This is a genomic window from Phenylobacterium sp. GW823-FHT02A09 (genome assembly GCF_058797775.1).
In genome coordinates this window covers 468,280-490,435 of record NZ_JBXAJZ010000004.1, presented here as the reverse complement: position 1 = coordinate 490,435, position 22,156 = coordinate 468,280, and the positions used below count along the sequence as shown (strand labels likewise).

At 68.9% G+C, this 22,156-nt stretch carries 19 protein-coding genes; 14 read left to right on the top strand and 5 right to left on the bottom strand.

All coding sequences use genetic code 11. The features are described from left to right. Positions 1-14: 14 nt before the first annotated feature. The gene (ilvC, locus tag AC1Q87_RS18885) at positions 15-1,034 is read right to left on the bottom strand and encodes a ketol-acid reductoisomerase (protein ID WP_492610375.1); all 1,020 of its coding nucleotides are present in this window, start codon (positions 1,032-1,034) and stop codon (positions 15-17) included. Positions 1,035-1,239: 205 nt separating this feature from the next. Between ilvC and AC1Q87_RS18880 the strand changes: the two genes are divergently transcribed. Beyond that, a complete protein-coding gene (locus tag AC1Q87_RS18880; RefSeq protein WP_492610374.1) occupies positions 1,240-1,794 on the top strand; it encodes a DUF924 family protein in 555 nt (184 codons plus the stop codon). Here the strand turns inward: AC1Q87_RS18880 and AC1Q87_RS18875 are convergent. Further along, positions 1,791-2,081 carry a hypothetical protein gene (locus tag AC1Q87_RS18875; protein WP_492610373.1) on the bottom strand — a complete coding sequence of 97 codons (291 nt, stop codon included), beginning with the start codon at positions 2,079-2,081 and terminating at the stop codon, positions 1,791-1,793. The two genes, AC1Q87_RS18880 and AC1Q87_RS18875, sit on opposite strands and share 4 nt — an antisense overlap. A gap of 174 nt (positions 2,082-2,255) precedes the next feature. Between AC1Q87_RS18875 and AC1Q87_RS18870 the strand changes: the two genes are divergently transcribed. The 6 genes from AC1Q87_RS18870 (at position 2,256) to AC1Q87_RS18845 (ending at position 7,110) form a co-directional block, all read left to right on the top strand. Further along, the gene (locus AC1Q87_RS18870) at positions 2,256-3,086 is read left to right on the top strand and encodes a thymidylate synthase (protein WP_492610372.1); all 831 of its coding nucleotides are present in this window, start codon (positions 2,256-2,258) and stop codon (positions 3,084-3,086) included. 113 nt (positions 3,087-3,199) lie between these two features. Further along, positions 3,200-3,424 (top strand): hypothetical protein, encoded by a 225-nt coding sequence (locus AC1Q87_RS18865; protein ID WP_492610371.1) that lies wholly within the window; start codon positions 3,200-3,202, stop codon positions 3,422-3,424. A gap of 115 nt (positions 3,425-3,539) precedes the next feature. Further along, a complete protein-coding gene (locus AC1Q87_RS18860) occupies positions 3,540-4,223 on the top strand; it encodes a response regulator transcription factor (protein WP_436062311.1) in 684 nt (227 codons plus the stop codon). Beyond that, entirely contained in the window at positions 4,220-5,620 is a 1,401-nt protein-coding gene (locus AC1Q87_RS18855; protein WP_492610370.1) for a sensor histidine kinase, read from the top strand. The genes AC1Q87_RS18860 and AC1Q87_RS18855 overlap by 4 nt, the downstream gene beginning before the upstream one ends. After that, positions 5,617-6,135: a dihydrofolate reductase gene (locus AC1Q87_RS18850; protein WP_492610369.1), complete on the top strand. Its 519-nt coding sequence runs from the start codon at positions 5,617-5,619 to the stop codon at positions 6,133-6,135. The genes AC1Q87_RS18855 and AC1Q87_RS18850 overlap by 4 nt, the downstream gene beginning before the upstream one ends. Before the next feature lie 63 nt (positions 6,136-6,198). Next, complete coding sequence (locus AC1Q87_RS18845; RefSeq protein WP_492610368.1) at positions 6,199-7,110, top strand: SMP-30/gluconolactonase/LRE family protein; 912 nt, start codon at positions 6,199-6,201, stop codon at positions 7,108-7,110. A 150-nt stretch (positions 7,111-7,260) separates the two neighbouring features. On the opposite strand, the gene AC1Q87_RS18840 is transcribed toward AC1Q87_RS18845, so the two are convergent. Next, the gene (locus tag AC1Q87_RS18840; RefSeq protein WP_492610367.1) at positions 7,261-8,361 is read right to left on the bottom strand and encodes an NADH:flavin oxidoreductase; all 1,101 of its coding nucleotides are present in this window, start codon (positions 8,359-8,361) and stop codon (positions 7,261-7,263) included. A gap of 167 nt (positions 8,362-8,528) precedes the next feature. On the opposite strand from AC1Q87_RS18840, the gene AC1Q87_RS18835 reads away from it, so the two are divergent. Beyond that, complete coding sequence (locus AC1Q87_RS18835) at positions 8,529-9,806, top strand: cytochrome P450 (protein ID WP_492610366.1); 1,278 nt, start codon at positions 8,529-8,531, stop codon at positions 9,804-9,806. A gap of 34 nt (positions 9,807-9,840) precedes the next feature. Here the strand turns inward: AC1Q87_RS18835 and AC1Q87_RS18830 are convergent, their stop codons facing one another. Together AC1Q87_RS18830 and AC1Q87_RS18825 are read right to left on the bottom strand one after the other, a co-directional pair. After that, positions 9,841-11,028 (bottom strand): OprO/OprP family phosphate-selective porin, encoded by a 1,188-nt coding sequence (locus tag AC1Q87_RS18830; RefSeq protein WP_492610365.1) that lies wholly within the window; start codon positions 11,026-11,028, stop codon positions 9,841-9,843. Positions 11,029-11,168: 140 nt separating this feature from the next. Beyond that, a complete protein-coding gene (locus AC1Q87_RS18825) occupies positions 11,169-12,116 on the bottom strand; it encodes a LysR family transcriptional regulator (RefSeq protein WP_492610364.1) in 948 nt (315 codons plus the stop codon). A gap of 150 nt (positions 12,117-12,266) precedes the next feature. Between AC1Q87_RS18825 and AC1Q87_RS18820 the strand changes: the two genes are divergently transcribed. From AC1Q87_RS18820 to AC1Q87_RS18795, 6 genes are all read left to right on the top strand, one after another. Continuing rightward, the gene (locus AC1Q87_RS18820) at positions 12,267-13,346 is read left to right on the top strand and encodes an HlyD family secretion protein (protein WP_492610363.1); all 1,080 of its coding nucleotides are present in this window, start codon (positions 12,267-12,269) and stop codon (positions 13,344-13,346) included. Then, positions 13,343-14,875 carry a DHA2 family efflux MFS transporter permease subunit gene (locus AC1Q87_RS18815; protein WP_492610362.1) on the top strand — a complete coding sequence of 511 codons (1,533 nt, stop codon included), beginning with the start codon at positions 13,343-13,345 and terminating at the stop codon, positions 14,873-14,875. Before AC1Q87_RS18820 ends, AC1Q87_RS18815 begins: the two co-directional genes overlap by 4 nt. Beyond that, complete coding sequence (locus tag AC1Q87_RS18810) at positions 14,859-16,331, top strand: efflux transporter outer membrane subunit (protein WP_492610361.1); 1,473 nt, start codon at positions 14,859-14,861, stop codon at positions 16,329-16,331. Before AC1Q87_RS18815 ends, AC1Q87_RS18810 begins: the two co-directional genes overlap by 17 nt. A gap of 147 nt (positions 16,332-16,478) precedes the next feature. Further along, the gene (locus tag AC1Q87_RS18805) at positions 16,479-17,588 is read left to right on the top strand and encodes an efflux RND transporter periplasmic adaptor subunit (protein WP_492610617.1); all 1,110 of its coding nucleotides are present in this window, start codon (positions 16,479-16,481) and stop codon (positions 17,586-17,588) included. An 18-nt stretch (positions 17,589-17,606) separates the two neighbouring features. Beyond that, positions 17,607-20,768, top strand: coding sequence for a multidrug efflux RND transporter permease subunit (locus AC1Q87_RS18800; protein ID WP_492610360.1), 3,162 nt, complete (start codon positions 17,607-17,609; stop codon positions 20,766-20,768). After that, a complete protein-coding gene (locus AC1Q87_RS18795; RefSeq protein ID WP_492610359.1) occupies positions 20,761-22,155 on the top strand; it encodes an efflux transporter outer membrane subunit in 1,395 nt (464 codons plus the stop codon). The genes AC1Q87_RS18800 and AC1Q87_RS18795 overlap by 8 nt, the downstream gene beginning before the upstream one ends. Position 22,156 lies beyond the last annotated feature (1 nt).

Sequence of the window (22,156 nt, the reverse complement as noted above, 5' to 3'; positions counted from 1 at the left end):
CGTGACGGCCGCCCTTAGTTGCGGGCGGTGTCGACCAGCTTGTTCTTGGTGATCCAGGGCATCATGGCGCGCAGGCGCTGACCAACTTCCTCGATCTGATGCTCGGAGGCGCGGCGACGGGTCGCCTTCAGGCTCGGCTGACCGGCCTCGTTCTCCAGCATGAAGTCGCGCACGAAGCGGCCCGACTGGATGTCTTCCAGCACGCGCTTCATCTCGGCCTTGGTGTCCGGGGTGACCATGCGCGGGCCGGTGACGTACTCGCCGTACTCGGCCGTGTTCGAGATCGAGTAGTTCATGTTCGAGATGCCGCCTTCGTAGATCAGGTCCACGATCAGCTTCACCTCGTGCAGGCACTCGAAGTAGGCCATTTCGGGCGCGTAGCCCGCCTCGACCAGGGTTTCGAAGCCGGCGCGGATCAGTTCCACCAGGCCGCCGCAGAGCACGGCCTGTTCGCCGAACAGGTCGGTCTCGCACTCTTCACGGAAGGTCGTCTCGATGACGCCCGAACGGCCGCCGCCGATCGCCGAGGCGTAGGCCAGACCGAAGTCCAGCGCGTTGCCGGTGGCGTTGTGGTGGATGGCGATCAGGCACGGCACGCCGCCGCCCTTCTGGTACTCGCCGCGCACGGTGTGGCCCGGGCCCTTCGGCGCGACCATCAGCACGTCGATGGTGTCCTTGGGCTCGATCAGGTTGAAGTGCACGTTCAGGCCGTGCGCGAAGAGAAGCGCCGCGCCGTCCTTGATGTTCGGGGCGATTTCGTTGGCGTAGATGCCGCGCTGCAGTTCGTCGGGCGCCAGCACCATGATGGCGTCGGCCCAGGCCGAGGCGTCGGCCACGGTCATCACCTTCAGGCCGTCGGCTTCCACCTTCTTGGCGGTGGCCGAACCCGGGCGAAGCGCTACCACTACGTCTTTGACGCCGGAGTCCTTAAGGTTCAGCGCGTGAGCGCGACCTTGGCTACCATAGCCTACGATCGCAATCTTCTTGTCCAGGATGCGGGCGAGGTCGGCGTCGCGGTCATAGTAGACGCGCATGATCATTCTCCTGAAGTCGAAGGTAGCCACGGTTCCGCGCAACGGCGCCGCAGCAAAGGCCGGGCTATGGAGGGGAATTTTGCGCGGAGGTCAAGGGAAGCTCTCCGCGATGCGGCGTTTCGCCGGAAAAACTGAATGCCTGCGGTCGCCCTTGAACCAAATCCGCCTCCGTTGGACATAGGCTATCCAAGCAGGAGGTCAGTGCATGGCGGCGACACCCAAGGACGTGGTCGGCTTCTGGACGGCGGCGGGACCCGAAAAGTGGTTCGCCAAAAGCGCCAAGTTCGACGAGGCGATCGCGCTCAGGTTCGAGCCCGTGCATCACGCCGCCGCCCGCGGCGAGTACGACGGTTGGACGGCCTCGGCCGAAGGATCGCTGGCGCTGCTGATCCTGCTCGACCAGTTTCCGCGCAACCTCTACCGCGGCTCCGGCCACGCCTTCGCCACCGATCCGAAAGCGCGCCACGTCGCGCGCAACGCCATCGCCTCAGGCCACGACCGCGCGACGGAGGCTGGCCTGCGCCAGTTCTTCTATCTGCCCTTCGAACACTCGGAGGACCTCGCCGACCAGGACGAGGCGGTGCGTCTGTTCACCCGCCTGAAGGACGAGTCGGGCGATGCGGAGTCATTGCGCTGGGCCGACCTGCATCGCGACATCGTCGTCCGCTTCGGCCGCTTCCCCCATCGCAACGCCTGCCTCGGACGGATCAGCACCGCCGAGGAGCTGGCGTTCCTGAGCGACGGAGGCTTCGCGGGTTAGGGACCGACGCCGGGCGCGATCGCGGCGTTGGTCTGAATGTCGGACACCGCCTTGCGGGCCTCGTCACGTCGGGCCTTCGCCTGCGACGGGGTCATGCAGACCTTCTTGGAGAACCGGCTGCCGGTTTCCGCTTCGTATTTGCAGACGAGTTTTTCTTCCTTGGCGGCGGCCGGAGCAGCGGCGGGCGCCGCCGCGGGCGCAGCGGTCGTCGCGACCGGCGGCGGCGGAGTTTCAGCGGAAGCGCTGGACGCCGCGAGAATGGCGGCGAAGGCGAGCGAAACGAGCATTGAATTAGTCCTGAAGGCGTTGCACCGGGCACTAGCGCAACCATGGAGATCGTTACCCCAATTTGCGCTATCTAGGATTTGCCGTCTAGCTGTGGACGAACACCCCGTTGGGGCGTTCACCCCGAAGCCGAATCACCACCGAATCACAGCCTGAACAACAAGCGGTCCCGCCTGATGAACGCTCACGTCGCCATCGCCGACGCCGATCACCCGGAGCGGCAGTACCTCGACCTGCTCCAGGACATCCTCGATAACGGCGTGCAGCGGGGCGACCGCACCGGCACCGGCACCATGGGGGTCTTCGGCCGTCAGATGCGCTTCGACCTGGCCAAGGGCTTCCCGCTCCTCACCACCAAGAAGCTGCATCGCAAGTCGATCATCCTCGAACTGCTCTGGTTCCTGCGCGGCGACACCAACGTGAAGTGGCTGCAGGACCGCGGCGTCAGCATCTGGGACGAATGGGCCGACGCCGACGGCGAGCTGGGCCCGGTCTACGGCAAGCAGTGGCGTTCGTGGACCGCGCCCGACGGCCGGGTGATCGACCAGATCGCCAACGTCGTCGAGGGGCTGAAGACCATGCCCTACTCGCGCCGCCACATCGTCTCGGCCTGGAACCCGGCCGACGTCGACGACATGGCGCTGCCGCCCTGCCACTGCCTGTTCCAGTTCTTCGTCGCTGACGGCAAGCTGAGCTGCCAGCTCTACCAGCGCTCGGCCGACGTGTTCCTGGGCGTGCCGTTCAACATCGCCTCCTACGCCCTGCTGACCATTATGGTCGCCAAGGTGACCGGCCTGGAGCCCGGCGAGTTCGTCCATACGCTGGGCGACGCGCACCTCTACCTGAACCACCTTGACCAGGCCCGCGAGCAACTCGCCCGCCAGCCGCTGCCGCTGCCGGTGATGGAGATCGCCGACAAGCGCGACCTGTTCGCCTTCGAGTTCGAGGACTTCAAGCTCCGCGGCTACAAGGCGCACGACAAGATCGAAGCCCCGATCGCGGTCTAGCCGACCCCGGCCAAACTTACAGATTTGCGAGTTCGCGGACCGCGGCCTGAGGGCCCGGCGCGGTTTGCTCTCCTCGTCCGGAACGATCCGGCCGACATCTCTAGGAGAGCCTCATGCGCAACCTCATCGCCCCCGCGGCCATCGCCCTCAGCCTGATCGCCGGCTCGGCGGCCTTCGCCGCGACCCCGGCGCCCGCCGCGCCCGCCAAGACCACCATGGCCGCCGCCAAGCCGACCCCGGCCGCCAAGAAGGCCGAATGCGAAAAGGCCTGGAACAGCCAAAAGACGCACACCGGCGACAAGACCGCCTTCGTCAAGGCGTGCGTCGCCAAGGGGTGATACCCAGCCCCCTTGTGCGTTGGTCGGGCGGCCGGTCTCCCGCGGCCGCCCGACCGTCTTGGAGCCTTTCGAAAACCGCGCCATCCTCGTCGCCGAGCAAGACGGAGCGCCGCCCATGAGCCGCCGCATCCTGCTGGTCGAGGACGACGCCGAAACGGCCGACTACATCCTCAAGGGCCTGCGCGAGGAAGGCTATACGGCCGAACACGTGGCCGATGGCCGTGACGGCTTCTACGCCGCCAGCGGCGAAGGCTTCGACGCCGTCATCATGGACCGCATGGTTCCGGGCATGGACGGCCTCAGCGTCATCAAGGCGCTGCGCGCGGCCTCCATCTCCACGCCGATCATCATCCTCTCGGCGCTCAGTCACCTCGACGAACGGGTGAAGGGCCTGCGGGCCGGCGGCGACGACTACCTGACCAAGCCCTTCGGCTATTCCGAGCTCTCGGCGCGGCTGGAGAACCTGATGCGCCGGCGTTCGGGGCCGGAGGTCGAGACCAAGCTGGTCTGCGGCGACCTCTCCATCGACCTGCTCTCGCGCCGGGTCAGCCGCGAGGGGCGCACGCTCGACCTGCTGCCGCGCGAATTCAAACTGCTGGAGTACCTGATGCGGCACAAGGACCGCGTCGTCACCCGCACCATGCTGCTCGAACAGGTCTGGGACTACCGCTTCGATCCGCACACCAGCGTCGTCGACACCCACATCAGCCGCCTGCGCAAGAAGATCGACGAAGGGTTCGCCCAGCCGCTGCTGCACACCCTGCGCGGAACGGGCTACCGCCTGTCGCAGGAGCCGTGAGGCCGCTGGGCTCGCGCCTGCGGCCAGGCGCGGTGTTCTTCGTCCTCCTGGCGGTGGCGCTGTCGGCCCTGGCGGTCGGGCTGCTGACCATCGACCGGGTCGGCGAGGCGATCATCGGCAAGCGCCAGCGCGAAGTGGCCGAGGCCGCGCGCGACTACTTCGTCGCCTTCGCCCACGAAGAAGGCCTCGCGCCCCTCGCCCGCGCCCTGGACCTGCGCGAGAAGACCGACCCTGGCGGAGCCTTCCGCTACGCGCTCTACGACGCCGACGGGCGGCTGCTCGGCGGGGCGCGGCTGGAGGCGGCGCAGCAGCTGCCGGCCTCGGGCGCGGCCAAGCTCAACATCGTCGAGGAGGGCCGCGGCTCGCCTTGGCGGGTGCTGGTACAGCCGCTGTCGATGGGCGGCGCGCTGGTCGTCTACGAAGACATCGGCGAGCGCATCGCCTTCCGACGCGCTCTGCTGGCCAGCGCCGCGATCGCGCTGCTCGCCGCCGTCGGCTCGGTGCTGCTGGCGGCCATCTGGTTCAACAGCCTGCTGCTGCGGCGCATGGAGACGCTGGCCGCCACCGCCGGCCGCATCGCCGACGGCGACCTGTCGGCCCGCACCGAGACCCACCCCAAGGGCGACGTCTTCGACCGGCTGGGCGAGTCCATGAACGCCATGCTCGACCGCATCGAGGAATTGATGACCGGCATGCGCACGGTCACCGACAGCCTCGCCCACGACCTGCGCTCGCCCCTCACCCGCATGCGGGCCGACCTCGCCCGCGCCCTGGAGCCGCAGATCGGCGAGGAGAAGCGGCTCGACGCCATCGAGCAGGCGCACGGCGAGGCCGACCGCGCGCTCTCGACCCTGTCGGCGCTGATGGACATCGCCCGCGCCGAGGCGGGCCTCTCGCGCGACATGATGGCCCCGCTCGACCTTGCGGCCCTGGTCGCCGAGGTCGGCGAACTGTTCGCCCCGGTGATCGAGGACGCCGGCCAGACCTTCGTCGCGCCCGACTTGGCGCCGCCCCTGATCGTCCAGGGCCACGAACTGATCCTGCGCCAGGCGGTCGGCAACCTGCTGCACAACGCCGCCCACCACGCCGGCGACGGCGCGGTCGTCCGTCTGACGCTCGAGGAGGCGCCTGGCCTGATCCGCATCGTGGTCAGCGACAGCGGCCCCGGCATCGCGCCGGAGCATCGCGGCCGCGTGCGCGAGCGGTTCGTGCGGCTCGACGAGGCCCGCTCCAAGCCCGGCGGCGGGCTGGGCCTCGCCATCGCCGCGGCCTGCGCCAAGCTGCATGGCGGGGCCCTGGAGCTCGAGGACGCCCATCCTGGCCTGCGCGCCGTGATCGGCCTGGCCGACAATCGCCTGGGTCGCCCATCCGTGGACTCTGCTATGACCGGGGTATGAGCACCCCGATCCTCACCGCCGGGCCCATCGCCCGCGACCGCAACGGCGTCATCGGCAAGGACGGCGCCCTGCCGTGGCGGCTCAAGACCGACCTCGCCAACTTCCGGGCCGTGACCATGGGTAAGCCGGTGATCATGGGCCGCAAGACCTGGGAGAGCCTGCCCAAGAAGCCCCTGCCCGGCCGCACCAACATCGTGCTGACCCGCGACGGGTCGTTCGAGGCCAAGGGCGCGGTGGTCTGCGACAACTTCAGCGAGGCGGTCTCCATCGCCCGCGAACAGGCGGCCGAGGACGGCGTCGGCGAGTTCTGCGTCATCGGCGGCGCCTCGCTGTTCGAGCTGGCCCTGACCCGTGCACAGCGCATCTACCTGACCGAGGTCGACGCTGACGTCCCCGGCGACGTCACCCTTTCGCCGATCGACGAGAGCCGCTGGACCGAGGTCGCCAGCACCTCGCACCCTGCCGGCGAAGGCGACGAACACGCGTTTAAAATTCGGGTGTTGGAACGCCGCTGATCGGTCATAGTCGCGTCCTCAACGCCACCGATGCGAGTGGCGAGCCAAGGAGGGACCGCGACCATGGACATGCAGCTTGTCGCCGAAGGCTTCGAATTTCCCGAAGGCCCGATCGCCATGAACGACGGCTCGGTGATCCTCACCGAGATCAAGGGCCAGCGCCTGACCCGCGTTCATCCTGACGGGCGCAAGGAGACGGTGGTCGAAACCGGCGGCGGCCCGAACGGCGCGGCCATCGGCCCGGACGGCGCGATCTACATCACCAACAACGGCGCCTCGTTCACCTGGCCGACCCAGGACGGCCTGACCATCCCCGGCCCGACCCCGGACACCCACAAGGGCGGCTACATCCAGCGCTACGATCTCGCCACCGGCGAGCTGAAGACGCTCTACGACAGCTGCGACGGACGTCCCTTCGTCGGTCCCAACGACCTGGTGTTCGACAAGCAGGGCGGCTTCTGGTTCTCCGACCACGGCGCCAGCACGCCGGACGGCCGCCGCTTCGGGGCCCTCTACTACGCCAGGATCGACGGCAGCCACGTCAGCCGCCAGCGCGACCACCTGATCGCCCCGAACGGCGTCGGCCTGTCGCCCGACGAAAAGACCGTCTATCTGGCCGACACCCAACTCGGCCGCCTCTGGGCGTTCGACGTGGTCGAACCGGGCGTGCTCGCTCCGCCGGCCGGCTTCGCGCCCGGCCGCTCGGTCTGCAACCTGCCGGGCGTGCAGTTCCTCGACAGCCTGGCGGTCGAGGCCTCGGGCAAGGTCTGCGTCGCCACCATCCTCAATGGCGGCATCACAGCTTTCGACCCGAACGGCACGGTCGAGCACTATCCGGTGCCCGACTTCATCACGACCAACATCTGCTTCGGCGGGCCGGACATGAAGACCGCGTGGATCACCGCCTCCTCGACCGGCAAGCTCTACAAGACCACCTGGCCCCGGCCGGGTCTGAAGCTGAACTTCAACGCGTGATAACGAAGATGCTCCCCCTCTGGGGGAGCTGTCAGCCGAAAGGCTGACTGAGGGGGACTTGGACTCTTCCCAGCGAGTAGAGCAGTCCCCCTCCGTCTCGGCGCGATGCGCCGATCCACCTCCCCCAAGAGGGGAGGATCTAAGCGACCATCAGTACAGCTTCGCCAGCGCGTCGCGCTCGAAGTTCTTCAGCTCGCCGGTGCGGCCTTCGCGGATCTTCACGACCCACTCCGGATCCTGCAGCAGCGCGCGGCCGACCCCGACCAGGTCGAAGTCGCCACGGTCCAGACGGCGCTCCAGTTCCTCCAGCGAAGCCGGCTTCGAGCCCTCGCCCGCGAAGGCGGCGATGAACTCGCCCGACAGGCCGACCGAGCCCACGGTGATGGTCGGCACGCCCGTCAGCTTCTTGGCCCAGCCGGCGAAGTTCAGATCCGAGCCTTCGAACTCCGGCTCCCAGAACCGGCGTTGCGAGCAGTGCAGGATGTCGGCGCCGGCGTCGACCAGCGCGCCCAGCCAGGCTTCCAGCGCCTTCGGGTCCTGGGCCAGCTTCACCTCGTAGTCCTGCTGCTTCCACTGGCTGATGCGGATGATCACCGGATAGTCCGGGCCGACCGCCTTGCGCACCGCCTTCAGGATGTCGGCGGCGAACCGCGCCCGCCCCGGCAGATCCTTGGCGCCATAGGCGTCTTCGCGCAGGTTGGTGCCTTCCCAGAAGAACTGGTCGATCAGGTAGCCATGGGCGCCGTGCAGTTCGATGGCGTCGAAGCCCAGGGCCTTGGCGTTGGCGGCGGCCTCGGCGAACGCACGGACGGCGTCGGCGACCTCCTCGTCGGTCATCGGCGCGCCGAACTCCTTCCCGGGACGCGACAGGCCCGACGGGCTGTCATAGGGGCCAGGCGGGTTCCATTCCGGGTCGCGGGTGCGCACGTTGCCGACGTGCCAGAGCTGCGGCGCGATCAAGCCGCCGACCGCGTGCGTCTCTTCGACCACGTGCTTCCAGGCCGCGAGTTCCTTCTCGCCGTGGAAGCGCGGAACATTCTTGTCGTTGAGCGAGGCGGGCCGGTCGACCCCGGTGCCCTCGGTGACGATCAGGCCGACCTGCGCCGCAGCGCGCCGCTTGTAGTATTGCGCTACCTCGTCGGTCGCCACGCCGCCCGGCGAGAATGAACGGGTCATGGGAGCCATGACGACACGGTTTGGGATACGCAGGCCCTTGAATTCAAAGGGCTTGAAGAGGACGTCGGCCGACATGGTCGCTCCAGTTTCAAACAGGTGTTCGCAGATTGCGGATTTACGCACGACCGGTCGTTTTGTCAGTTCAGATTTTCTGTTGCACGCCAGCAACTTCCCCTGAAGCCATTCCGGCGCCATTGTCAGGTGAACAGCGGTCACTCAAGGCCGGACTCGGAGGAAATGTGATGAGCGACGGCGCCGTCGATCTTAAGTCTGAAGCTCGCGCCAAGGCCTATGCCCTGCCGCTTGACGAGTTCAACATGGCCGATCCGGAGCTGTTCCGCTCCGAGACGATGTGGCCCTATTTCGAACGCCTCCGGAAGGAGGACCCGGTCCACTATCACAAGGACGGCCTCCACGAGGACGGCCCCTACTGGTCGGTGACCAAGTACAACGACATCATGGCGGTCGACACCAATCACGAGGTGTTCTCGTCCGAGCCGTCGATCACCATCTTCGACCAGAAGGAGGACTTCACGCTCCCGATGTTCATCGCGATGGACCCGCCCAAGCACGACGTCCAGCGCAAGACCGTCAGCCCGATCGTCTCGCCGGCCAACCTGCACGAACTCGAGCCGCTGATCCGCGAGCGCATCCAGCGCACGCTCGACAGCCTGCCGATCGGCGAGGAGTTCGACTGGGTCGACAAGGTCTCTATCGAGCTGACCACCCAGATGCTGGCCACCCTGTTCGACTTCCCTTGGGAGGATCGCCGCAAGCTGACTCGTTGGTCGGACATCGCCACCGCCGGCCCGGAGTCGGGCCTGTTCAGCTCCACCGATCCCGAGGTCGCCGACCAGGAACGCAAGATGGAGCTGTTCGAGTGCGTGGACTACTTCACGCGGCTCTGGAACGAACGCGTCAACGAGCCGCCGAAGGGCGACCTGATCTCCATGCTCGCCCACGGCGAAGCCACGCGGAACATGGACCGCATGGAGTACCTCGGGAACCTGATCCTGCTGATCGTCGGCGGCAACGACACCACCCGCAACACCATGAGCGGCTCGATCCTGGCCCTGCACCAGAACCCGGATCAGAAGAAGAAGCTCTACGACAACCCGGCGCTGATCCCGTCGATGGTCTCTGAGACCATCCGCTGGCAGACGCCGCTGGCCCACATGCGCCGCACCCTGACCCGGGACTTCGAGTTCCAGGGCAAGCAGATGAAGAAGGGTGAGAAGGTCATCATGTGGTACGTCTCGGGCAACCGCGACGAAGAGGTCATCGACCGGCCGAACGACTACATCATCGACCGCGAACGGCCCCGCAACCACATGTCGTTCGGCTTCGGCATTCACCGCTGCGTGGGCAACCGCCTGGCCGAGCTGCAACTGAAGATCCTTTGGGAAGAGATCCTCCAGCGCTTCCCCGCGATCGAGGTCGTGGAAGAGCCCAAGCGCGTCCTCTCGTCCTTCGTGAAGGGCTACGAGTCGATGAAGGTGGTCATCCCCTCGCGCTACTAACGACCAGGGGGCCGGCGACGGCCCCCTGACTTACCTAGAACGCGATCTGCAAACGGCCCGCCAGGCTGTCGCCGTCGTCGACGCCCGCGTACTTGCCGGCCCGGTGCGTGACCTCCCAGTGGCTGAGATTGACCATCAGCCGCAGCCAGTCCTCCAGCCGCCAATTGACGCCGACTTCGGCCTCCTGGCCCTTGCCGCCCAGCGGCGCGTCGGTGTTGTCCAGGGTCTGGTAGCGGACCGCCACCTCCCAGGCGCCCGGCCCGCCCTTCGACACCGGCGCGCGCGGCCCGATCTTCACAAAGGTCCCGCCGCGGCTGGAATAGGCCGAGTTCTCGCCGGTGATCATCCAGCCTGCGGTCCAGGCCGTGGCGTCTGCGGTGACATGGTCGGTGCGGGTGTCGATCACCCGTCGGCCGGCTTCGAAAAAGCCCCAGACCGGCCCGCGCGCACCGCCGAACTCCACGCCGTATCCGGCGCCGTAGACGGGGTCGCTCAGCAGGCCCAGCGGGACCTGGACCTCCTTGTTGATGTGCCCGGCCCAGGCGGTGTTGCGCGAATGGCCGTCCAACTCGGGCGGGAAGTCCTCATAGAAGCCCCAGGCCCCCAGGTGCACGACGCCAACCGGCGACTTCACAGGGTTCCAGTGCGTGCGGACCATGTAGGTGGTCACGTCCTTGGCCACGCCCAGGTTGCCCGGATCGTCGCCCGCCACCTGGGTCGTCACGTGCCAGTCGCCGCCATAGACCTTGGCGATCCCACCCCAGCCGTAATAGCCCTTCAGCGGGATCACCGCCTGGGCCACCGCATTGCGCTCCAGGAACGGCGTGCCGTCCGAACTGCTCGATCCGTCCAGCCCGCGTTCGCTGAGCCGGTTGCCCAGCACCAGCTCGACATCCTTGCCCGCCCAGCGGTCGCGCCAAGCCAGGTAGGTCCCGCGCAGGATCGCCTTGTCGCCCGCGAAGTCGCCCTCGGCGGTATAGAACAGGTGGTCTCCGACCATGCCCTCGACACCGAACCGCAGGGCCCTAACTTCGTCGCCGACCAGGTTGCGATCGCTGAAGGCAGATCCGCCCGTGGTCGAAGTGTCCAGCAGCAGCCGGCCCTTGGGCCGCAGGCTGAAGCCGCCGTCGGCGGTCACGAACTGGCGGCCGTCCCAATGGAAATCCACGTCCGACGCGGCCGCCGGCGCCGCGCAGGCCGCGAGCCCCGCGGCGCAGGCCATGGCTGACAACTTGAAAATGACGACGCCCCCCAGCGGCCTGCCCGACTCTGAGCTCGCCGCAGCCGGCGTACCTGCTCATCCATAAGACGCAGCCGATCAAGCTCTCAGCACCGGACCGGTCGATCTAATTGTCGCGGCGCCTAGATCTTCCGCCCGACCTCGCTGATCAGGTCCAGCAGCCAGGCGACCGCACCGCGCTCGCCGCGCCGCACGACCGCCCCGAGGGTGAACGGCGGCGAGGCGCCGGACGACTCGATCACCACCACCCGCCCGGCCTGCTCGGCCAGCATCGCCAGCCGCCGCGGCATCAGCGCCGCGACGTCGGTCTCCCCCACCATGACCAGGGCGGAATAGGCGTCGGGCACGCTGATCGGGCTGTCGACCTCGCGCAAGGCGACCCCGCCCAGGGCGTAGGAGTCGTGCCAGTTGGACAGCCGCTGTAGGCCAAGGCCGCGGCCACGGGCTGGCTCGCGCGGCTCGGCGCCCGAGATCAGCAGCCGCGGCAGCTTGGCGAGCACCTCGTCGGATATCCCCGGCGACAGCGCCGGATGCCCGGTGCGGATCACCCAGACACCGGTCTCGTCGAACAGCGGAACATGCTCGAACCGGTCGTCGACATGGTCGAAGGCGCCGATCACCACGTCCAGTCGCCCGCGGTCGAGGTCGTCGACCACGTTCGAAGTCGGCGACACCAAGTGCAGCTTGGCGCCGGGCGCCTCGGCCAGCACCCGGCGCACCACCGCCGGCATGATCACCGAGCTGGCGTAGGGGCTGGCGGCGACATGAAACAGTCGATCGGTCGTCGCCGGATCGAACCGGCTCGGCGAGACCGCGTCCTCCAGCATTTTCAAGGCGGCGCCGATCGCCGGCGCCATCTCCAGCGCGCGCGGCGTCGCCTGCAGGCCCGCGGCGCCGCGCTCGAACAGCTCGTCGCCCAGCGAAGCGCGTAGCCGCCCGAGCGCATGGCTGACCGCCGATTGCGTCAGACCCAGCCGCTCCCCGGCCCGGGTGGCGCTCTGCTCCTCGAGCAGGGCCTGGAACACCCGCAGCAGGTTCAGATCGAGCGTATTGAAATGCGCGTCATTCATATCAGTGGTGACAAACTATCATTTGGCTCATGGCATGTGGAGGCATATCTGCCGCGCTCCAGGTTGGGCCTCCCCGCCCTCCTCTCATGACAAGTCAGAACCCTGCGCGGACGGCGATCAACCGGCCGCGCACAGACGTTGGAGCAGCGCGTGAGCGACGCGGAAGGCTATCAGGCGATCGCCGAGGCCGAACAGGAAGCAGCCAGCCACCGGCCGCCGGAACGCACCCTTGGCCAGAAACTGCGGTTGCCGCTGATGATCGGCGGACCGGTCATGGTGCTGGCCGCGGTCGGATACTTCGTGCTGACCGGCGGGAAGTTCGAGACCACCGACAACGCCTATGTCCAGACCGCCCGTACGGCGATCAGCCCAAGCATCGACGGGCGGGTCATCGAGGTCGACGTCAAGGAGAACCAGAAGGTCCGCAAGGGCGAGGTGCTCTTCAAGCTCGACCCGGCCGACTATCAGGTCGCCGTCGCCCAAGCCGAGGCCGCCCTGGCCGCCGCCCGGTTCAACGTCGAGAGCACCCAGGGCGTCTACGCCCAGCGCGGCGCCGACCTGGCCGCCGCCCAGGAGCGGGTCAGCTACACCGAGCGCGAAGCCATCCGCCAGAAAGGCCTGGCCGCCGCCGGGGTGTCGACCCAGGCCCAGGCCGACCAGGCTGCGCACGAGGCCGAGCAGGCCCGCCGCCAGGTGGCTGTCGTCCGCCAGCAGATGGCCTCGGCCCTGGCCGACATCGGCGGCCGCGCCGGCGCCTCTCCCGACCAGCACCCCAAGGTCCTGCAGGCCAAGGCCGAGTTGGAGCGGGCGCGCCTGAATCTTTCCTACACGACGGTCGTCGCGCCGGCCGACGGCGTCGTCGCCAAGGTCGAGCAGCTCCAGGCCGGCAATCGCGTCGCGACCGCCCAGACCCTGTTCTGGCTGATCTCCGGCACGCCCTGGATCGAGGCCAACTTCAAGGAAGACCAACTCGCCCACATGCGGGTCGGCCAGCCGGCCACCGTCAAGGTCGACGCCTACGACCATGAACTGAAGGCCCACGTGGTCAGCTTCAGCCCCGGCACCGGCTCCAGCTTCGCGCTGCTGCCGGCCGAGAACGCCACCGGCAACTGGGTCAAGGTCGTGCAGCGCCTGCCCGTGCGCCTCGCGCTCGACGAGGCCGCTCCGAACCTCAGCGGCGGACTCAGCGCCACCGCCAAGGTCGACGTCCGCTCGGCCCTCGGCAAATGACCCGTCCCGCCGCCAACAAGGGCGATGGCGCCAACGTGGCGGCGATCACCATCTCCGTCATGCTGGCGACGGTGATGAACTCGCTGGACACGACGATCGCAAACGTCGCCCTGCCGCACATCCAGGGCAGCGTCTCGGCCTCGGCCGACCAGATCACCTGGGTCCTGACCTCCTACATCGTCGCGGCGACGATCATGACGCCGTTGACCGGCTTCCTGTCCGATCGCCTCGGCCGCAAGACCGTGTTCCTGGTCTCGATCGCCGGCTTCACGGTCGCCTCGATGCTCTGCGGCATCGCCGGAAACCTGGTGGAGATCGTGCTCTTCCGCCTGCTCCAGGGCCTGTTCGGCGCGGCCCTGATCCCGCTCTCCCAGGCGGTGCTGCTCGACATCAACCCGCCTGAGAAGCACGGCCAGGCCATGGCCGTCTGGGGCGCCGGCGCGGTGCTCGGCCCGATCCTCGGTCCGGCGCTCGGCGGCTGGCTGACCGACAATCTCGACTGGCGGTGGGTGTTCTTCATCAACCTGCCGATCGGCATCCTGGCCTTCGGCGGCGTCTTCCTGTTCCTCTCCGAGAAGAAAAGCGCCGAGAAGCGGCCGTTCGACGCCATCGGCTTCGCCACCCTCGCCCTGGCGATCGGCGCCTTCCAGATGATGCTCGACCGCGGTCCGGGCCAGGACTGGTTCGGCTCAGCCGAGATCTGGACCTATCTGGTCGTGGCGATCATCGCGGTCTGGATGTTCGTGGTGCAGATGGCCACCGCGCCCAAGCCGTTCGTCGCCCGCGCGCTGATCGCCGACGCCAACTTCGTCACCTGCTGCGTGTTCGGCTTCTTCATCGGGATCCTGCTCTATTCGACCTTGGCTCTGCTGCCGCCGATGATGCAGACCCTGCTCGGCTATCCGGTCGCCTTCACGGGCCTGGTCAGCATGCCGCGCGGCATCGGCTCGTTCATCGCCATGTTCGCGGTCGGCCAGTTGATCGGCCGGGTGAACATCAAGCTGATCCTTATGGCCGGCCTCTCGATCAGCGCGATCTCGCTCTGGCAGATGACCCACTTCAGCCTGGGCATGGACACCCACCTGATCATCGTGTCGGGCTTCCTGTCGGGCGTCGGCACCGGCCTGATCTTCGTGCCGCTGTCGACCATCGCCTTCGCCACCGTGCGGCCCGAGCACCGGGCAGAGGGCGCGGGCATCTTCACCCTGATCCGCAACATCGGCTCGGCGGCCGGCATCTCGATCATGCAGGCCCGCTTCGTCAGCGGCATCGAGGTCCACCATGCGACCCTGGTCGAGCACGCCCGGCCGGACAATCCGCTCTACCATGCCTACGCCCCGCTCGCCTTCCACACCCAGAGCGCCATCGCCGGCCTCAACGGCATGATCACCCGCCAGGCCTCGATGCTGTCCTATATCGACGACTTCCGGCTGATGCTGGGCATCACCATCCTCTGCGCACCGCTGATCCTGCTGATGCGCTCCCCCAAGACCAGGACTGAGACGGACCACCATGTCGCTGTCGACTAACTCCCGTCGGCGCGCGCTGCTCGGCGCGAGCCTCTCCATCCTGCTGACCGCCTGCGCGACCGTCGGTCCCGACTTCAAGTCGCCCGACGCGCCGACCGCGAGCGGCTACGCCATGGCGGGCGACGCCGCGCCGCAGGCCGCCCGGCTCGATCCGGCGACCGCCGTCAGCGGTCCCTGGTGGAGCGCCCTCGGGTCGCCCGAGCTCGACGCGACCATCCGCCAGGCCCTCGCCGGCAGCCCGACCCTGGCCGAGGCCGACGCCACCCTGCGCCAGGCCCGCTCGGCTCTGGCCCAGGCCCGCGGCGAGGCCGGCCCCAAGGCCGACCTCAACGCCGGCCTCCACCGCGAGCGCGCCAACCTCCAGGCCTTCGGCTTCACCGGCTTCGGCGACGTGCAGTTGGAGAACCCGACCTTCACGCTCTATTCGGTCGGCGGCGGCGTCGGCTACGACCTCGACCTGTTCGGCGGCGAGCGCCGCCGCATCGAGGGCGCGGCCGCCCGCGCCGAGGCGGAGGCCCGACGTGCCGAGGCCGCCTATCTCACCCTCACCGCCAACGTCGCGCTGCAGGCGGTGACCATCGCCACGCTCCAGGCGCAGATCGACGCCACCGAGCAGATGATCGCCGCCGACCAGGCCAACGTCGAACTGGTCCGCAAGGCCAACGAACTGGGCGGATCGACCAGCACCGCGCGCGTCGCCGCCCAAAGCCAATTGGAGCAGGACCGCACCCTGCTGCCGCCGCTGCGCGCCCAGCTCGCCGCCGCCCGCCACGCCCTGGCCGTGCTGGTCGGCAAGGCGCCGGCCGACTGGACCGCGCCGGACTTCCAGCTGGCGCACCTGGCGCTCGCCGCGCCCGTCCCGGTCGCCCTGCCGTCCGAGCTGGTCCGCCGCCGCCCCGACATCCTCGCGGCGGAGGCCGACCTCCATGCGGCCACCGCCGACATCGGGGTGGCGACCGCCGATCTCTATCCCAAGCTCCAGCTCACCTCCTCGATCACCCAGGGCTCGCTGAAGGTCGGCGACCTGTTCGGCTACGGGGCCAGCGGCTGGGACATCGGCGCGGGCCTCACCGCCCCGCTGTTCAACGGCGGCGCGCTGAAGGCCCGCCGCCAGCAGGCGCGCGAGGCCGCCGCCGGCGCCTCTGCCCGCTATCAGCAAACCGTGCTCACCGCCTTCGCCCAGGTCGCCGACGCGCTCACCGCGCTCTCGGCCGACGAGGACTCCCGCGCTGCGCACCAGCGCACCCTGGCCCAGGCCGACGAGAATCTGCGCCTGACCAAGGTCGCCTACGAACGCGGCGGCGGCGCCTTCCTCGACGTGCTCGACGCCCAGCGACGGGTCAACGAGAACCGCGCGTCCCTGGCCCGCGCCGAAGGACAGCGCCTCGCCGACGCCGTGCGCCTGTTCGCGGCGACCGGCGCCGACTGGCGGACCGCGGCGACGTCCGCCGACTGACCGGCCGAACACCGGTCCGCGAAACCCGATCCGCCGTCTCCGCGTTCAGACCAAGCTGAACAGGACGAATGGGGGCGCGCGACCATGGTCGGTAGTCATCCACGCCGCGTCGCATGGACTGGCCTCCTCGCCGGTGTCGCCTTGGCCGTGGCCGGCTGCGGCCGCGGCGGCCAGCAGGCCGGGACCCCGCCGCCGATGGAGGTCGACGCCGTCACCCTCGTCCCGCGCACGGTCGACGAGATCGTCGAGCTTCCCGGCCGCGTCGAGGCCGTCCGCACCGCCGAGGTCCGCGCCCGCGTCGACGGCATTGTCGAGCGGCGGCTCTACGCCGAAGGCACCGACGTCCGCGAAGGCGCGCCCCTTTTCGCCATCGACCCGCGCGAGAAGCGCGCCAGCGAGGCCAGCGCCCGCGCGGCCCTGCAGCGCGCCCAGGCCACGCTCGGCAACGCGCGCAAGGATCTGGCTCGCTACACGCCGCTGGTCGAGCGCAAGGCGATCAGCGCCCAGGAGTTCGACGCCGCGCAGGCCGCCGTTCGCCAGGGCGAGGCCGACGTCGCGTCTGCCGAGGCGGCGCTTGAGAAGGCCAAACTCGACCTGAGCTACACTACCGTCACCGCGCCGATCGGCGGCCGCGTAGGCCGAGCCGAAGTGACCGAGGGCGCGCTGGTCTCCGCCTCCCAGGCGACCCTGCTGACCCGGGTCGAGCAGCTCAGCCCGATCTATGTCCGCTTCTCGCTGCCCAACGCCGAAATCCTCGAACTGCGCCGCCGCGCCGCCAGCGCCAAGGTCAGCCTCCCCCGATTGGACAGGGTCGAGGTGCAGCTCGTCCTCGAGGACGGCAGCACCTACGGCCCGGTCGGACATTTGAACTTCCTCGACCAGGCGGTCGATCCCTCGACGGGCGGGCTGCTGCTGCGCGCGGAGTTCCCCAACCCCGAACGGGTCCTGCTGCCCGGTCAGTTCGTGCGCGCCCGTCTGGCGGGCGCGCCCATCCCCAACTCCCTGACGGTGCCGCAGCAGGCGGTCCAGATGTCGGGGGAGAACGCCAGCGTCATGGTCGTCGGGGCCGACGGGACGGTGGCGGCCCGTCCGGTGACGCTGGGGGCCATGACCGGCGACCATTTCGTCGTCGCCTCCGGTCTCAAGTCGGGAGAACGGGTGATCATCGACGGCCTGCAGAAGGTCAAGCCGGGCCAGAAGGTGACCATCGCCAAACCCAAGCCCCCCGCCGCCCCGCCTCCGGCCGGAAAACCTTAGGGTCAGGGAGGGCGGGCCATGAACAGCAGCTTCTTCGCCCATCGCCCGGTCTTCGCCTGGGTCATCGCCCTGGGGATCCTGCTGGCCGGGCTGATCGCCCTGCGCTCGCTGCCGATCGAGCAGTATCCGACCGTCGCACCGCCCTCGCTGACCTTGTCGGTCACCTATCCCGGCGCCGACGCCGCCACCCTCGACCAGAACGTCACCTCGGTGATCGAGAAGGAGATGAACGGCGTTCCGGGCTTCCTCTACATGGAGGCCACCAGCCGCTCGAACGGCACCGCCTCGCTGACCGTGACCTTCAAGTCCGGGACCGACATCAACGTCGCCCAGATGGAGGTCCAGAACCGCCTCAGCCGGGTCGAACCGCGTCTTCCCGAAGAGGTTCGCCGCCAGGGCGTCCAGGTCAACGCGGCTAACACCGGCTTCCTCATGCTGGTCGCCCTGACCTCCAAGAGCGGCCGCACCGACAGCCTCGGCCTGGGCAACTTCGCGGCCAACAGCGTGGTCGACGAACTGCGCCGCGTGCCGGGCGTCGGCGACGTGCGGCTGTTCGGCACCCAGTACGCCATGCGGATTTGGCTCGATCCGCAAAAGCTCGCCGGCTACAGCCTTTCCGCATCGGAGGTGCTGGCGGCGGTTCAGGAGCAGAACAGCCAGACCGCCGGCGGCAGCCTCGGCGACCAGCCGATCGCCGGCAAGACCCAGCTCAACGCCACCGTCGTCACTCAGAACCGCTTCACCAATCCCGAGCAGTTCCGCCAGATCATCCTGCGCGCCAATCCCGACGGCTCGACCATTCACCTTGGGGACGTCGCCCGCGTCGAGCTCGGGGCCGACAACTACCTGACCGGCTCGACCCTGAACGGGGCGACCATGGCCGGCGTCGGCATCCAGCTGGCGACCGGCGCCAACGCCCTGGCCACCGCCGAAGGGGTCCGCGCGCGGCTCGACGAGCTGTCGCGCACCTTCCCCGCGGACATCGCCTGGTCGACGCCCTACGACACCACCCCCTTCATCCGCGCCTCGGTCGAGGAGGTGGTGAAGACCCTGGTCGAGGCGATGGTTCTCGTCTTCGTGGTCATGTTCCTGTTCCTCCAGAACTGGCGCGCGACCCTGATCCCGACCATCGTCGTTCCGGTGGCCCTGGCCGGGGCCTGTTTCGGCCTGCTGATCTTCGGCTACTCGATCAACATCCTCTCGTTGTTCGGCATGGTGGTGGCGATCGGCATCCTGGTCGACGACGCCATCGTCGTGGTCGAGAACGTCGAGCGGATCATGGCCGAGGAGGGCCTGCCCCCGCGCGAGGCGACGGTGAAGGCGATGGGCCAGATCACCTCGGCGATTATCGGCATCACCCTGGTGCTGATGACCGTCTTCCTGCCGATGGCGTTCTTTCCCGGCACCTCCGGCGGCATCTACCGGCAGTTCTCGGTGACCCTGGCGGTGTCGATCGGCTTCTCGGCCCTGCTGGCCCTGACCCTGACGCCCGCCCTCTGCGCGACCCTGATCAAGCCGCACCGCGCCCACGATGCGCCCAGGAATCCGGCGCTGGCCTTCGTCGATCGCCTGCTCGGCGGCTTCAACCGCGGCTTCACCAACGTCACCCACCGCTACGAGAGCGGAGTGTCGCGAATGCTCAGCGCGCCGCTGCGCTGGCTCGCGGTGTTCGTGATGGCGGTGCTGCTGACCGGCCTGCTCTACACGCGGCTGCCCGGCGGCTTCCTGCCGTCCGAGGACCAGGGCGTCATGCTGGTCACCATCGACGCTCCGCCCGGCGCCACCGCCCAGCGCACCCAGGCCGCCATCGACCAGGCCAGCGCCTTCTTCAAGCAGCAGCCTGAGGTGAGCAACATCGTGATGATCCATGGCTTCAACTTCTTCGGCCAGGGTCAGAACGCGGCCATGGGCTTCATCGCCCTGCACCCTTGGGAGGAACGGCCCGGCGCCGCCCACGGCGTCGAGGCGCTCAGCGGCCGCGCCATGGCGGCTCTGGCCGGCGTGAAGAGCGCCAACATCTTCGCCCTGAACCCGCCGCCGATCCCCGCGCTCGGCACCTCCAGCGGCTTCAGCATGAAGATCCAGAACCGCGGCGGCGCCGACTCCGCCGCCCTGACCGCCGCCCGCGACCAGATCCTGGCCGAGGCCTCGCGCAGCCCGCTGCTGGTCGGCGTGCGGCCAGAGGGCCAGCCCGACGCGCCGCAGCTCTATCTGGACATCGACCGGGTTCAGGCCCGCGCCCTTGGCGTGGCGATCGGCGACATCAACAACACCCTGTCGATCGCGCTCGCCTCGTCCTACGCCAACGACTTCACCTATAGCGGCGCCATCGCGCGGGTGCTGATCCAGTCCTCTGCCGAGCAGCGGATGACGCCCGAGAACCTGCTCAACCTCCAGGTCCGCAACGCCGGCGGCCAGATGGTGCCGTTCTCGGCCTTCAGCCGCACCAAGTGGACCTCCGGCCCGCCCCAGCAGCAGCGCTACAACGGCTATCCCTCGCTCACCATCTCGGGCGCGGCGGCTCCCGGCCAGTCCAGCGGCGCGGCCCTGGACGAGATGGAGAAGATCGCCGACCGCGTCCTGCCCGCCGGCTTCGGCTACGAATGGACCGGCATCGCCTTCGAGGAAAGACAGGCCGGCTCACAGGTCGCCGCGCTGCTGGCGCTGTCGATGCTGATCGTCTTCCTGGTGCTGGCCGCCCTCTATGAAAGCTGGCCGATCCCGTTGGCGGTGCTGCTGGGCGTGCCGATTGGGGTGATGGGCGCGGTGCTGCTCACCCTGCTGCGGGGGCTGTCGGCCGACATCTATTTCAACGTCGGTCTGATCACGATCATCGGCCTGTCGGCGAAGAACGCCATCCTCATCGTCGAGTTCGCCATCGAGCAGGAAGAGGCAGGCCTGAGCACCCGGGAGGCGATCCTGCAGGCCGCCCGCCTGAGGCTACGCCCGATCGTCATGACCTCGCTGGCCTTCATCCTTGGGATGGTGCCGTTGTTCACGGCCACAGGCGCCGGCGCCGCCAGTCGTCAGGCGGTCGGCACCGGGGTCATTGGCGGCATGGTCGCGGTCACCCTGCTCGGGGTGTTCCTGACGCCGGTCTTCTACCTCTCGGCCCGCCGCTGGCTGACCCGAGGACGGCTGCACGCCGATCAGGCCCCGCAGGAGCCGCCCCATGCGTAGCTGGCCGCTCCTGCTGCTCCTCGCCGTCGGCGGCTGCTCCTTCGCTCCGCGCTACGAGCAGCCGGTCCCGCCGGTCGCCGCGACCTTCCCGACCTACAACGCCCCTGCGGCCGGCGCTATCAAGGCGACCCAGGTCGGCTGGCGCGACTTCTTCGACGATCCGCGCCTGGAGATCGTCATCGCCACGGCCCTGGCCAACAACCGCGACCTCGCCGTCTCCGTCGCCCAGGTCGAACAGGCCCGCGCCCAGTACCGCATCGCCCGCTCCGCCCAGTTGCCGAACGTCAATCTCGAAGCGTCCGGGGCCCGCGCCCGCCAGCCGGGCGACATCACCGCCACCGGATTGCCGATCACGGCGGAATCCTACGATCTCGACCTCGGCATGTCGGCCTTCGAGCTCGACTTCTGGGGCCGCGTCCGCAACCTCTCCGACGCCGCCCGCTACCGTTACCTGGCCAGCGTCGAAGGCCAGCGCGCCTTCCGGCTGTCGCTGATCCGGCAGGTCGCCATCGCCTACATGACCCTGCGCGAGAACGAGGAACGCATCGCCCTGGCTGAGCGCACCCTCGCCTCCCGCCGCGAAGGGCTCGAGATCGCCCGCCTGCGCCTCGAAGCTGGCGTCACCTCGTCGGCCGACTACGACCAGTCGGTGTCGCTGCTGACCGACGCCCAGACCCAGCTGGCCGAACTGCGGCGCACCGAGGCGGTCGCCGTCAACCTGCTGACCGTGCTCGTCGGCGGCCCGGTCGACACCGCCGCCCTGCCGCGGCCGCTGCCGCTGGCCCAGCAGAAGATGTTCGAGCGGCTCGACGTCGGCCTGCCGTCCGAGCTGCTGGTCAACCGGCCCGACATCATGCAGGCCGAGGCCCAGCTACGCGCCGCCAACGCCGACATCGGCGCGGCGCGCGCCGCCTACTTCCCGCGCATCTCGCTGACCGGCGCCACCGGCTACGCCTCGCGCGAACTGAACGACCTGGTCGGCGCCGACCGCCAGGCCTGGAGCTACGGCGCCGGGATCGTGCTGCCGCTGCTCGACTGGGGGGCCCGCCGCGGCCAGCTCGACGCCGCCCGCGCCCAGCGCGACATCGCCGTCGCCACCTACCAGCGCACGGTGCAGGGCGCCTTCCAGGACGTCGCCGACGCCCTGGCCGGCCGCCGCTTCATCGCCGACCAGATCGTCGCCCAGGAGCGCGCCGTCGAGGCCCAGGAGCGGCTCGCCGAAACCGCCCGCCTGCGCTACGCCAACGGCATCGCCATCTATCTCGAAGTGCTCGACGCCGAGCGCAACCTGTTCTCGGCCCAGCAGTCGTTGCTGCAACTGCGCGGCGCCAATCTGCGCAACCAGGTCTCGCTCTACATCGCCCTCGGCGGCGGCCAGACCGACTGAC